The 12997-nt window shown below is 60.4% G+C and carries 14 protein-coding genes; 5 read left to right on the plus strand and 9 right to left on the minus strand.

The window, feature by feature from the left end; genetic code table 11:
* Positions 1-5: 5 nt before the first annotated feature.
* Genes SB725_RS00230 through SB725_RS00240 form a run of 3 tightly spaced genes read left to right on the plus strand, consistent with a single transcriptional unit; the run spans position 6 to position 2604 of the window.
* A complete protein-coding gene (locus SB725_RS00230) occupies positions 6-1085 on the plus strand; it encodes a COX15/CtaA family protein (protein WP_410921118.1) in 1080 nt (359 codons plus the stop codon).
* On the plus strand, positions 1073-1972 hold the full coding sequence (gene cyoE / locus SB725_RS00235) for a heme o synthase (RefSeq protein WP_027926137.1): 900 nt from the start codon (positions 1073-1075) through the stop codon (positions 1970-1972). The genes SB725_RS00230 and cyoE overlap by 13 nt, the downstream gene beginning before the upstream one ends.
* Complete coding sequence (locus SB725_RS00240) at positions 1969-2604, plus strand: SCO family protein (RefSeq protein ID WP_059181882.1); 636 nt, start codon at positions 1969-1971, stop codon at positions 2602-2604. The genes cyoE and SB725_RS00240 overlap by 4 nt, the downstream gene beginning before the upstream one ends.
* A gap of 170 nt (positions 2605-2774) precedes the next feature.
* On the opposite strand, the gene SB725_RS00245 is transcribed toward SB725_RS00240, so the two are convergent.
* The 3 genes from SB725_RS00245 to SB725_RS00255 all read right to left on the minus strand — a co-directional run bounded on the left by SB725_RS00245 (position 2775) and on the right by SB725_RS00255 (position 5304).
* Complete coding sequence (locus SB725_RS00245; protein WP_027926139.1) at positions 2775-3545, minus strand: MetQ/NlpA family ABC transporter substrate-binding protein; 771 nt, start codon at positions 3543-3545, stop codon at positions 2775-2777.
* A gap of 77 nt (positions 3546-3622) precedes the next feature.
* A complete protein-coding gene (locus tag SB725_RS00250) occupies positions 3623-4297 on the minus strand; it encodes a methionine ABC transporter permease (RefSeq protein WP_027926140.1) in 675 nt (224 codons plus the stop codon).
* Positions 4297-5304 carry a methionine ABC transporter ATP-binding protein gene (locus SB725_RS00255; RefSeq protein ID WP_027926141.1) on the minus strand — a complete coding sequence of 336 codons (1008 nt, stop codon included), beginning with the start codon at positions 5302-5304 and terminating at the stop codon, positions 4297-4299. Before SB725_RS00255 ends, SB725_RS00250 begins: the two co-directional genes overlap by 1 nt.
* Before the next feature lie 212 nt (positions 5305-5516).
* Between SB725_RS00255 and katE the strand changes: the two genes are divergently transcribed.
* A complete protein-coding gene (gene katE, locus SB725_RS00260; RefSeq protein ID WP_081744022.1) occupies positions 5517-7706 on the plus strand; it encodes a catalase HPII in 2190 nt (729 codons plus the stop codon).
* Between the two features lie 93 nt (positions 7707-7799).
* Here the strand turns inward: katE and SB725_RS00265 are convergent, their stop codons facing one another.
* Genes SB725_RS00265 through zur form a run of 4 tightly spaced genes read right to left on the minus strand, consistent with a single transcriptional unit; the run spans position 7800 to position 10593 of the window.
* Positions 7800-8516: a PA5502 family lipoprotein gene (locus SB725_RS00265; protein WP_410921120.1), complete on the minus strand. Its 717-nt coding sequence runs from the start codon at positions 8514-8516 to the stop codon at positions 7800-7802.
* A gap of 37 nt (positions 8517-8553) precedes the next feature.
* Complete coding sequence (gene znuB, locus SB725_RS00270; protein ID WP_027926144.1) at positions 8554-9342, minus strand: zinc ABC transporter permease subunit ZnuB; 789 nt, start codon at positions 9340-9342, stop codon at positions 8554-8556.
* Positions 9335-10111 carry a zinc ABC transporter ATP-binding protein ZnuC gene (gene znuC / locus SB725_RS00275; RefSeq protein ID WP_027926145.1) on the minus strand — a complete coding sequence of 259 codons (777 nt, stop codon included), beginning with the start codon at positions 10109-10111 and terminating at the stop codon, positions 9335-9337. The genes znuB and znuC overlap by 8 nt, the downstream gene beginning before the upstream one ends.
* On the minus strand, positions 10111-10593 hold the full coding sequence (zur, locus tag SB725_RS00280) for a zinc uptake transcriptional repressor Zur (RefSeq protein WP_027926146.1): 483 nt from the start codon (positions 10591-10593) through the stop codon (positions 10111-10113). The genes znuC and zur overlap by 1 nt, the downstream gene beginning before the upstream one ends.
* Before the next feature lie 66 nt (positions 10594-10659).
* Between zur and SB725_RS00285 the strand changes: the two genes are divergently transcribed.
* Positions 10660-11580, plus strand: a complete 921-nt coding sequence (locus SB725_RS00285) for a zinc ABC transporter substrate-binding protein ZnuA (protein ID WP_027926147.1) — start codon at positions 10660-10662, stop codon at positions 11578-11580.
* 47 nt (positions 11581-11627) lie between these two features.
* Here SB725_RS00285 and SB725_RS00290 read toward each other — a convergent pair whose 3' ends face one another.
* A complete protein-coding gene (locus tag SB725_RS00290) occupies positions 11628-12578 on the minus strand; it encodes a homoserine kinase (protein WP_410921123.1) in 951 nt (316 codons plus the stop codon).
* A 57-nt stretch (positions 12579-12635) separates the two neighbouring features.
* Positions 12636-12926, minus strand: coding sequence for a DUF2782 domain-containing protein (locus SB725_RS00295; RefSeq protein ID WP_194940531.1), 291 nt, complete (start codon positions 12924-12926; stop codon positions 12636-12638).
* Between the last annotated feature and the right edge of the window lie 71 nt (positions 12927-12997).

The raw sequence follows: 12997 nt of genomic DNA on the forward strand, positions 1-12997 counted from the left end.
TCGTCATGGCCAAACCTGGATTTCGCCTCGCGCTGTTTGCCTCCTTGCTGGCACTGATTGTGGTGTTGCTCGGCGCCTACACCCGCCTGACCCACGCAGGCCTCGGCTGCCCGGACTGGCCGGGTTGCTACGGCTTTATCAGCGTGCCGAAAAGCGAAGCCCAACTGGCCCATGCCGAACTGCATTTTCCCGATACACCGGTGGTGGCCCACAAGGGCTGGAACGAGATGATCCACCGTTACTTTGCCGGCACGCTGGGGATGCTGATCGCGGTGTTGGCCGGTCGCGCCTGGGTGCATCGTCGTCATCCGGGGCAACCGGTGAAGTTGCCGCTGTTTCTGCTGGCCGTGGTGTTCGCCCAAGCCGCGTTCGGCATGTGGACGGTGACGCTCAAGCTCTGGCCGCAGGTGGTGACCGGGCATTTGCTCGGCGGCTTTGCCACGCTGAGTCTGCTGTTTCTACTGACGTTGAGGTTGTCCGGCGTACTGCCGGCGCTGACAGTGCCACGACGTTTGCAGTACTGGGCAACGGCCGGGTTACTGCTGGTGATCCTGCAAATCGCCCTCGGCGGCTGGGTCAGTTCCAACTATGCCGCCGTGGCCTGCATCGATTTCCCGACCTGCCATGGGCAGTGGATTCCACCGGCCGATTTCGCCAATGGCTTCCATCTGACTCAGCACATCGGCCCGAATTATCTCGGCGGGCAACTGGACAGCGACGCGCGCACGGCGATTCATCTGACGCACCGCATCGGCGCGCTGTTGGTCACGCTAGTCCTGCTCGGGCTCGCCTGGCAGCTGAAAGTCGTCGGCATGACACGCCTCGCGGGGCTGGTGCTGGTCGCCCTCGCCACACAAATCACCCTCGGTATCAGCAACGTGCTGTTCCATCTGCCGCTGCCCGTGGCCGTCGCCCACAACGCCGGCGGCGCGGCCCTGTTGCTGACGATGGTGCTGGTCAATTATCACGCGCGAACCCGTCTGGTTCGGGTCAAGCAGCAATCCCCCGCGCGCTGGCGGTTCAGCCCGCGTAAACATTCGGCCGGGCCCATAACAATAAAAGGAGAGATGCCATGGCGACTCTGATCGGCGAACGTCACAGTCAGGCAATCTGGCGCGACTATCTGGAGCTGACCAAGCCGAAAGTGGTGGTGCTGATGCTCATCACCTCGCTGGTCGGCATGTTCCTCGCGACCCGCGCCGGGGTGCCGTGGACGGTGCTGGTGTTCGGCAACCTGGGGATCGCCCTGTGTGCCGGCGGTGCGGCGGCGGTCAACCATGTGGTGGACCGGCGCATCGACGCGGTGATGGCCCGCACGCACAAACGTCCCTTGGCCGAAGGCCGGGTGTCTCCGGCGGCGGCGCTGACGTTTGCCTTGGTATTGGCCGTGCTGGGCCAAGCCGTGCTGCTCACGTTCACCAATGCGCTGACGGCGTGGCTGACCCTGGCTTCGCTGTTGGGCTATGCGGTGGTCTACACCGGTTTCCTGAAACGCGCGACACCGCAGAACATCGTCATCGGCGGCCTGGCAGGGGCGGCCCCGCCACTGCTGGGCTGGACCGCTGCGACCGGTCACGTCAGCGCCGAACCCCTGCTGCTGGTGCTGATCATCTTCGCCTGGACCCCGCCACACTTCTGGGCCCTGGCGATCCATCGCAAAGAGGAATACGCCAAGGCCGACATTCCGATGCTGCCGGTGACCCACGGTGAGCACTACACCAAGGTTCACATCCTGCTTTACACCTTCGCGTTGCTGGCCGTCAGCCTGATGCCCTACGTGATCCACATGAGCGGCATGCTCTACCTGATTTGCGCGCTGGGGCTGGGCGCAAGGTTTCTGCAATGGGCCGTGGTGCTGTACCGTGGCACTCGGCCGCACGCGGCGATCAACACGTTCAAGTACTCTATTTATTACTTGTTCCTGCTGTTTATCGCGCTGCTCGTAGACCACTACTTACTGTTGAACCTATGACTCGAACCCAGAAAACCGTCTTCATTCTCGTCGCCCTGATCGCACTGGTCCTGGGCCTGACCATCAACAAAGTGCTGTCCGGCAAAGGCCAGGGCGACCCGACGGCGCTGATCGATGCCGGCATTATCTTGCTGCCGCAAAGCCGCAACCTGCCGGACGTGAAGATGACCGATCAGGACGGTAACCCGGTGACGGTCAATCAGCTGAAAGACAAGTGGAGCCTGCTGTTCTTCGGCTACACCTTCTGTCCGGACATCTGCCCGACCACCCTCGCCCAGTTGCGTCAGATCAAGAGCGAGTTGCCACCGGAAGCAGCGGCCAAGCTGCAGGTCATTCTGGTCAGCGTCGACCCGAACCGTGATACCCCGGCTCAGCTCAAGCAGTACCTGGGCTACTTCGACCCGCAGTTCAAAGGCCTGACCGCCTCGTCGGTGGATGACATTCAGAAGCTGGCCAATGCGGTGAGCATTCCGTTTATTCCGGCCGACACCAGCAAGCCCAATTACACGGTGGATCACAGCGGCAATCTGGCGGTGATCGGGCCGGACGGCACGCAGCGCGGGTTTATTCGGGCACCGTTGAACAACGTGAAATTGGTGGCGCAGTTGCCGGTAATGCTGAACCGTAAGTGACACTGAAAAACCTGTGGGAGCGGGCTTGCCCGCGATGGCGGTGCATCAGCCAACCTTGATGTTGAATGACAAGGACTCATCGCGGGCAAGCCCACTCCCACAGGGGACGGTGTTTCGGACATAAAAAATGGGGCGCATTCAATGCGCCCCATTTTTGTTAAAGCTTCAGATCAGAACGCTGGCAATACCGCGCCTTTGTACTTCTCAAGAATGAAGGCTTTGACTTCCGGGCTGTGCAGCGCAGCAACCAGTTTCTTCATTGCCTCGCTGTCCTTGTCGTCCGGACGAGCCACCAGGATGTTCACGTACGGCGAGTCGCTGCCTTCGATGACCAGCGCGTCCTTGGACGGATCGAGCTTGGCTTCCAGCGCGTAGTTGGTGTTGATCAGCGCCAGGTCGACCTGGGTCAGCACGCGCGGGATGGTCGCGGCTTCCAGTTCACGGAATTTCAAGTCCTTGGAGTTCTCGGTGATGTCCTTCACGGTCGACAGGATGTTGTTCGAATCCTTCAACTTGATCAGGCCAGCCTTCGCCAGCAGCAACAGCGCACGGCCGCCGTTGGTGGCGTCGTTCGGGATCACCACGTTGGCGCCGCCCGGCAATTCGGTCAGTGCCTTGTACTTGCTGGAGTAAGCGCCCAGCGGTTCCAGGTGCACACCGGCAACGGCGACCAGGTTGGTGCCCTTGGCCTTGTTGAACTCATCGAGGTATGGCTGGTGCTGGAAGAAGTTGGCGTCCAGACGTTTTTCCGCCACTTGCACGTTCGGCTGAATGTAGTCGGTGAAGACTTTGACCTTCAGGTCCACGCCTTCTTTGGCCAGGGCCGGTTTCACGAACTCAAGGATTTCTGCGTGCGGAACCGGGGTCGCCGCGACCGTCAGGGTGTCGGCGTGGGCGGAAAAGGCTGCAACGGCAGCGAACGCGACGAGTAGTTTCTTCATTCAGCTAACTCCATATGAGGCACCCGTTTGGCGCCTGCCAGCGAATGGCCGGCTCATGACTTATTTACGAGAACTGTTTATTTTCTGGAAAAATGCACAACCAATTTGTCGCCAACGGTTTGCAGCACCTGGACCAGCACTAGCAGCAACACCACCGTCACCACCATGACGTCGGTCTGGAAACGCTGGTAGCCGAAGCGGATCGCCAGGTCACCCAGACCACCTGCGCCGACCACACCGGCCATGGCCGTGTAGGACACCAGTGTAATCGCCGTCACCGTAATCGCTGCGAAGATGCCCGGACGGGCTTCTGGCAGCAAGGCATTGGTGATGATCTGACGCGTCGTCGCACCCATCGCCTGAGTCGCTTCGATGATGCCGCGATCCACTTCACGCAACGCGGTTTCCACCAGGCGGGCGAAGAACGGCGTAGCGCCTACCACCAACGGCGGAATCGCACCAGCGACACCCAGCGACGTACCGGTGATCAGCACGGTGAACGGAATCATCACGATCAACAGAATGATGAAGGGCAGCGAACGCAGAATGTTCACCACCAGCGACAGCATCGCGTAGACGCCTTTGGCTTCCAGCAACTGACGCGGGCTGCACAGGAACAGCAGCACGCCCAGCGGCAAGCCGAGCAACACGGTGAACAACAACGAACCACCGAGCATCAGCAAGGTATCGCCGGTGGCCAGCCAGATTTCGAACCAGTCGATATTGGCAAAGAAAGCAGTCAGGGCTTCCATTAGCGCAGCACCTCCATGTGGACGTCAGCCGCGGTGAAACGGGCAAATGCCGCGTCCATGTCGCCACCGGTGACGGCCAGGGTGAGTTGCCCGTAAGGGACGTCTTTGATGCGGTCGATACGACCGGCCAGGATGCTGTAGTCCACACCGGTTTCCCGGGCGACGGTACCCAGCAACGGCGCGTAGGTCGCTTCGCCCTGGAAGGTCAGACGCACGATGCGGCCCGGCACGTGAGCAAAGTCATCGCGCTGTTCGCTTTCGTCGATCTGCTCGTCTTCCTGCACGAAGCGCTTGGTGGTTGGGTGCTTGGGATGCAGGAACACCTCGGCCACCGAACCTTGCTCGACGATTACACCGGCGTCCATGACTGCGACCTGGTCGCAAACGCGGCGGATCACGTCCATCTCGTGGGTGATCAGGACGATGGTCAGCTTCAGCTCGCGGTTGATCTCGGCCAGCAATTGCAGGACCGACGCCGTGGTCTGCGGGTCGAGGGCGCTGGTGGCTTCGTCGCACAACAGGATTTTCGGCTTGGTCGCCAGGGCGCGGGCAATGCCGACGCGCTGCTTCTGGCCACCGGACAACTGCGCCGGGTACTTTTTGGCGTGCTCGGACAACCCGACCCGCGCCAGCAACTCGGCCACGCGCAGATCGATCTCGCTGCGCGACAGCTCGCCGGCCAGGGTCAGCGGCAACGCGACGTTGTCAGCCACAGTCTTGGACGCCAGCAGGTTGAAGTGCTGGAAGATCATCCCGACTTGCTGACGGAAGCGCCGCAGGCTATTGGCGTCCAGCGCGGTGACTTCTTCGCCGTCGACGAAGATCTTGCCGCCACTGGAATTCTCCAGGCGATTGATCAGACGCAGCAGGGTACTTTTTCCCGCGCCGGAATGGCCGATCAGGCCGAAGACCTGACCGTTCTCAATCGTCAGACTGGTCGGATGCAGGGCGGGAATATCCTTACCGGCGACGCGGTAGGTTTTATGGACGTTTTGAAACTCGATCACGTAGCGAACCTTGTGGGGCGCGTTAGAAAAGGATCAGCGGTTAGCCGGGCGCGCATTTTAGCCTGTCCGTATAGAGGTTATTAGCATTTATTCCGCATTCAACCTTCGATTTGGCAATAACGCGATCAAAGGTCATAAAAAAGGAACGGCTAAAAACCGCATCAGTCACTAATAAGGCAACTCGAAAACGCCCCCGGTGCCGTGCCTGGGGTATGCACAAGAATCCTGGCTACGGCGGGAATCGCAACGAGGAGTTTAGCCTGATGAGTAACAAGAAGCCTGCCCCCGGCAAAAGCGCTCTGGCCGGTACCGATACCCTGGACCGCGGCAACACCAATACCAAGCTCGACAGCCTGGAGAAATTTCGCTCCGACGCCACCGAACAGGCCCTGCGCACCAATCAGGGCGTAAAGGTTTCGGACAATCAGAACACCCTGAAAGTCGGCGCCCGCGGGCCTTCGCTGCTGGAAGACTTCATCATGCGTGAGAAAATCACGCACTTTGACCATGAGCGCATCCCGGAACGCATCGTCCATGCCCGCGGCACCGGCGCGCACGGCTACTTCCAGACGTACGAAAACCACTCCGTGCTGACCAAGGCCGGTTTCCTGCAGGATCCGGGCAAGAAGACGCCCGTGTTCACGCGCTTTTCCACGGTACAAGGCCCACGCGGGTCAGGCGATACCGTGCGGGACGTACGAGGTTTCGCCGTGAAGTTCTTCACCGACGAAGGCAACTTCGATCTGGTGGGCAACAACATGCCGGTGTTCTTCATTCAAGACGCCATCAAATTTCCGGACTTCGTGCATGCGGTCAAACCGGAGCCACATAACGAGATTCCTACCGGCGGCTCGGCTCACGACACCTTCTGGGACTTCGTCTCTTTGGTACCGGAATCGGCGCACATGGTGATCTGGGCCATGTCCGACCGGGCCATCCCGAAAAGCTTGCGCAGCATGCAAGGCTTCGGTGTGCATACGTTTCGGCTGATCAACGCCGAAGGCAAATCGCGCTTCGTCAAATTCCACTGGCGCCCTACTGCCGGCACGTGTTCGCTGGTGTGGGATGAGGCGCAAAAGCTGGCCGGCAAAGACACCGACTTCCACCGTCGCGATCTCTGGGAAGCCATCGAGATGGGCGACTACCCGGAGTGGGAACTGGGCGTGCAGGTCATCGAAGAGGAAAACGAACACAGTTTCGACTTCGACATCCTCGACCCTACCAAGCTGATTCCCGAGGAAACCGTCCCCATCACCCCGCTGGGCAAAATGGTGCTTAACCGTAACCCGGACAACTTCTTCGCCGAAACCGAGCAGGTTGCGTTCTGCCCGGGCCATATCGTGCCGGGGATCGACTTCTCCAACGATCCGTTGCTGCAAGGTCGGCTGTTTTCCTATACCGATACGCAGATCAGCCGACTCGGCGGGCCGAACTTTCATGAAATTCCGATCAACCGGCCGGTAGCACCGTTCCATAACGGTCAGCGCGATGCGATGCACCGCACCACCATCGACAAGGGGCGGGCATCCTACGAGCCGAATTCCATTGACGGCGGCTGGCCGAAAGAAACACCGCCCGCCGCGCAGGACGGCGGTTTCGAGAGTTATCCGGAGCGCATTGATGCCAACAAGATCCGGCAGCGCAGCGAATCGTTCAGCGACCACTTCTCCCAGGCACGACTGTTCTTCCACAGCATGAGCAAGCACGAGCAGGAACACATCATCTCGGCGTACAGCTTCGAACTCGGCAAAGTTGAGCGTGAGGCCATTCGCGCGCGTGAGGTGAACGAGATCCTAGCCAATATCGATCTGGAACTGGCCAAACGCGTGGCCGCCAACCTGGGCTTGCCAGCGCCGAAAGCCGGGACGGTAGAGGTGCCAAAAATATCCCTGGAGCGCTCACCAGCCCTGAGTCAGGCGAATTTGCTGCCGGGCAATATAAAAACCCGCAAAGTGGCGATTCTTGCGGCCAACGGTGTCGATGGTGCAGCGATTGATGTGATGAAGAAGGCGCTGCAGGCCGAAGGTGCGCACGCCAAATTGCTGGGGCCTACCTCCGCACCGGTAAAAACCGCCGATGGCAAAATGTTGCCGGTGGATGCGTCGATGGAAGGTTTGCCTTCGGTGGCGTTTGATGCGGTGTTTGTGCCCGGTGGTGCGGCGTCGATCAAGGCGTTGAGCGGTGATGGTGTGGCGTTGCATTACCTGCTGGAGGCGTACAAGCACTTGAAGGCGATTGCGCTGCATGGCGAAGCGAAGCAATTGCTGGATGTATTGAAACTGCAGGTTGATGCGGGGTTGATCGTTGGGGCGGATGCGAAGTTGATCAAGCCGTTTTTTGCAGCGATCGGGCAGCATCGGGTTTGGGATCGGGAACCTAAGGCCAAGGCGATTCCGGCTTGAGGATTTGTATCAGTAGTTAGGACGCTATCGCGAGCAGGCTCACTCCTACAGGGTTTTGTGACCCATGTAGGAGTGAGCCTGCTCGCGATGTTTTTAGGGTTTACGCGGACTCAGGACCATCTGCGCCGGAATGTTGCGCAGGATCTGCTTTTCCAGCTTCAGATCGAAATCCGGATCGAGCTTCTTCACCCGCTTGGTCAGCAACGTGGCCAGCCAAGGGTAATCGTCGGTGCGTGGCGCCTGAATGCTCACGTCGCACTGATAATTCACTACATCAGCGGCGATGGCATCCAGTTGACGGCGAAGTTTCGCCATATCGTTGAGATTCAACGCGACCGTGGTGCTTTCAGCGGTGGGATCAATCACCTTCGCCTGGGGTTTGGCTTCGGCGGCTTTCAGATCGGCTTCCGCTTTATCCAGCTCGGCTTTGCGGGCCGTGACGATGGCGTTATTGACCCCACCGGTCAGCGCCGGCGCTTTGGGCATCAGGACCCGGGCGCGGCTCAGCGCGGTGGCGGCGGCGTTCACATCACCTTTCTGCAGCACGATCTGGCTACGGCGCAGGTAGGCCTCGGCCAGTTGCCGTTGGTACTGCTCAAGGGATTGATCGTTAGGGGACTGGGCCTGCAAGGCAGCCAGTTGATCCTCGGCGGTGGCCAGCTCATTGCTGGCGAGGCTTTGTTCCAGCTGTGCGATGGCCGTAGCTCGAGCGTCCGTGGCCTCGGTGGCCGGCGGCGGCGTGCTTTGGCAGGCGCCCAGCAGCAAGGAAAATGCGACAAGGAGCAGATAACGTGAGGCGAACGGCTTCATTCCTGCGACTCTCTATTTGCGCAAAAAACGAGCAAGTCTACACCCCTCGACGGGGCAGGACAAAACTCAGCAGAAACAGTGCGGCCGCCGTCACAACAATCGAGGGGCCCGCCGGTGTGTCCTTGAACCACGACAGTGCCAGCCCGCCACAGACCGCGAGCATGCCCAGCAGGCTCGCGCCCAGTGCCATCTGCTCCGGTGACCGGGCGTGACGTTGTGCCGCAGCCGCAGGGATGATCAACAGCGAGGTAATCAGCAAAACGCCGACGATTTTCATCGCCACCGCGATCACCACGGCGATCAGCAGCATCAGCGCCAGGCGCAACGACGCCACCGGCAACCCTTCGACCTTGGCCAACTCTTCATGGACGGTGATGGCCAGCAACGGCCGCCACAACGTCACTAACAGCGCCAGTACCGCCGCGCTGCCGCCGAGGATCCAGGCCAGATCGGTCGGACTGATCGCCAGCAAGTCGCCGAACAGATACGCCATCAGGTCGATCCGCACTTCGTGCATGAAGCTTAGTACCACCAGGCCCAGAGAGAGCGTGCTCGGTGCGAGAATTCCCAAAAGGGTGTCAGACGCCAGCGGCTGGCGTTGTTGCAAGGTCACCAGCAGCACCGCCAACAGCAAGCAGCCCACGGTCACCGCCACGGTCGGGCTAACGTCCAACAAGAACCCCAGCGCTACGCCGAGCAACGCCGCGTGAGACAAGGTGTCGCCGAAATAAGCCATGCGTCGCCAGACCACGAACGATCCCAGCGGGCCCGCCACCAGCGCCAAAGCCAAACCTGCAAGCAGGGCGTAGAGCAGAAAATCAGCCATGCTTGCAGCTATCTCCGTGAACGTGGGGTTGAGCCGCCGTGACGACCGAGCCATGCAAGTCATGGGCGTGATCGTGGTGGTGGTGATAAATCGCCAGGCTTTGGGCGTTCTTGCCGAACAGCTCGACGAAGGCCGGATCGCCGCTGACTTGCTCAGGATGGCCGGAGCAGCAAACGTGGCGATTGAGACAAACCACCTGGTCGGTGGTGCTCATCACCAGGTGCAGATCGTGGGAAACCATCAGCACGCCGCAGCCGTGACGGTCGCGCAGTCGTGTAATCAGGCTATAGAGCTCGGCCTGGCCGGCGACGTCGACGCCTTGCACCGGCTCGTCGAGCACCAACAGTTCCGGCTCGCGCAGCAGTGCCCGTGCCAGCAGCACCCGCTGCATTTCACCACCGGAAACGCTTTGCACCGGGCTGTCGATCACCTGCTCGGCGCCGACTTCCTTGAGCGCAGACAACGCCATGGCACGGTCCACGCCCGGCACCAGCCGCAAGAAGCGCAGCACCGAGAGCGGCAGCGTCGGGTCGACGTGAAGTTTTTGCGGCATGTAACCCACACGCAGCTTCGGCTTGCGCCAAACCGTGCCGCTGTCCGGTTTCAACAGGCCGAGCACCGCGCGCACCAGTGTGGTCTTGCCGGCGCCATTCGGGCCGATCAGGGTGACGATCTGCCCCGGCTCGACGCTCAGTTCGATGTTATCCAGCACGGATTGCCCGGCAAACGTGACGGCAACCTGCTCGAGGCGGATCAGCGCGTTGCTCATCAAGCCCCCTGGCAGCCCGAGCAGAGACCGACCACTTCAACGGTCTGGCCTTCGACGATAAATCCAACCTCCTTGGCGCTGCCAACGATGGCGTCGCTGATGGATTTCTGTTCGAGCTCAATGGCGGCGTGGCATTCGCGGCAAATCAGGAACTGCCCTTGATGGGCATGGCCTGGATGATTGCAGCCGACGAAGGCGTTCAGGGAGGAGATGCGGTGCACGAGGCCGTTTTCCAGGAGAAAATCCAGCGCGCGGTACACGGTGGGCGGCGCGGCACGACGGCCATCCTGCTCACTGAGCACCGCGAGAATGTCGTAGGCACCCAGCGGTTTGTGGCTTTGCCACACCAGTTCCAGCACCCGCCGGCGCAACGCAGTCAGGCGCAGACCCTGACGTGCGCACAGGACATCGGCCTCAGACAGAGCGCTATGCACGCAATGAGAGTGGTCGTGGGGACGGCTGGCAATCGGTGTTTTAGGCATGAGCGGCGACGAGTTTTGTGAGAGACGTTATTATGTTACCCGTTCTCGCCTCTTCGAGTGGTCATCGTGTCCCGACTTTTTTCTATCTTTGTCGCATTTGTCGCCAGTTTTCTGCTGATCGGTTCGGCACACGCCGAGGTCAAAGTCCTCACCAGCATCAAGCCCCTGCAGTTGATTGCCGCTGCGGTGCAGGACGGCGTGGCGATTCCGGAAGTGTTGCTGCCGCCGGGCGCTTCGCCCCATAACTATGCCTTGCGCCCTTCCGACGTACGGAAGGTGCAATCGGTCGATCTGTTGTACTGGATCGGGCCGGACATGGAAGGTTTCCTGCCGCGCGTGCTGAATGGTCGGACGCTGCCGAGCGTTGCGGTGCAGGATTTGCCGGGGCTGACATTGCGTCGCTTCGCCGAAGACAGTCACTCCCACGCGGAAGAAGCCGATGAGCATGACCACGATCACCGTCCTGGCAGCCTGGACGCGCATTTGTGGTTGTCACCGGTCAATGCCCGGGTGATCGCCGCCAAGATGGCCGCCGACCTCAGTGCGGCGGATCCAGCCAACGCGGCGCGTTATCAGAGCAACCTCAAGGCGTTCGACGAGCGGTTGGATGCCTTGGACCTGCGCCTGAAGGCACGGCTCGCCGGGATCGCGGGCAAGCCGTATTTCGTGTTCCATGAAGCGTTCGACTATTTTGAAGACGCTTATGGCTTGAAGCACACAGGCGTATTCAGCGTTGCGGCCGAAGTCCAGCCGGGTGCCCAACACGTCGCAACGATGCGCACGCGGTTGCAGGAAGTTGGCAAGACCTGCGTATTCAGCGAACCGCCGTTGCGTCCGCGCCTGGCAGAGACGCTGGTCGCGGGTTTGCCGGTGAAACTGGCGGAACTGGATGCGTTGGGTGGGTACACGCCAGCGACTGCTCAGGGGTATGAGCAGGTGCTGGAGAAGCTGGGGAATGATTTGGCGGGGTGTCTGGAGTCGTTGTAACCAACACAGAACCTCTGTGGCGAGGGGGCTTGCCCCCTGGTCACAATTTAAAGGGCAAACGGCAGCGGTGTGCTGACCTTCTGCCGCTGTGCCAACCGCAGCTGAAATTCCATCGGGTCGTGAATTAACACGTCCTGCCCGGCGAACGATTCCGCCGCGATCAACCGCGATAACCAGAACCGCACACACGCCACGCGCAGCATCGTCGGCCACAGCTCGGCTTCAGCCGCCGTGAACGGACGCAACGCCGCATAAGCCCCCAGCAATGCCCGCGCCCGCGGCCCATCGATCAAACCGTCATCGTCCGAACACCAGTCGTTCAAGGCAATCGCCACGTCGTAGAGCATCGGCCCCGAGCATGCGTTGTAGAAGTCGATCAACCCGGTCAGGTGGGTGCCTTCGAACATCGCGTTATCGCGGAACAGGTCGGCGTGGATATTGGCCCGCGGCAGCGCCAGGATTTTTGCCTTCTGCTCGGCGATTTCATCCAGCGCCCGTTTCAGCAGATCGCTTTGTTCGGCGTTCAGGTGCGAAAGAAACTGCGTGCCCTCCTCCAGCATCCAGTCCAGACCACGATCGGTTTTGCGCTTGATCATGTTGGCCTGGGTCGCCAGATGCAGGTGTGCAAGCAACTCTCCGACCTGCGCGCAGTGCTGCGCATTGGCCTGCTTGATGTGCTTGCCGGCCAATCGCGGTTGCAACAGGGCAGGCTTGCCGGCCAGTTCGCGCAGGGCCACGCCGTCGGTGGTGCGCAGCGCGTAAGGCACCGGCAAATCGGCCTCGTGCAGAACGTCGAGCAGTTCAATGAAGAACGGCATTTCACCGACCGGACCGCGCTCGACCAAGGTCAGGACGAATTCGCCCTGCTCCAGGCTGATGAAAAAATTGGTGTTTTCGCTACCGGCAGCAATCCCCTGGAAATCGAGCAGGCGGCCGAGGCCATAAGGGGCGAGAAAAGCTTCCAGCTCGGGCCGAGCCAGGGGGGTGAACACAGACATGTTTAAACTGCCAGTACGGGCGCCGCTTGTGAGCCGACGCCGATTGAAATTAAGAAACTACTTCCAGGTGAAAATTTCCCACGCCGGAATCAGCATATCCGGCTGATCCGAGCGGATGTAGTTTGCCTCTGTACCATCGGCGCGTACGAGGAAATACGGCTTGCCGCCTTTGGGCGTGACTTTGATGGCATACAGAAAACCATTTTGACGGTACTCCTGAATGACCTTGTCCCCTTCCATGCGGATCGTCACTTGCGGTTCCTGTTTCGAAACATCGTCCGCCGCCATGGCGGCCAATGGAACAGTTGCAAACAAGCCAGCCAGCAACAGGCGATTTAGTGTGCGCATGATAACCTTGTCCCTTTGTCGTCAACGGTCCCGCTATTCTAGCGCCGGACCCGCCGAAAAGGTTGATCCTG

Source organism: Pseudomonas sp. SIMBA_041, from assembly GCF_046535095.1.
Classification (GTDB): domain Bacteria; phylum Pseudomonadota; class Gammaproteobacteria; order Pseudomonadales; family Pseudomonadaceae; genus Aquipseudomonas; species Aquipseudomonas mucoides.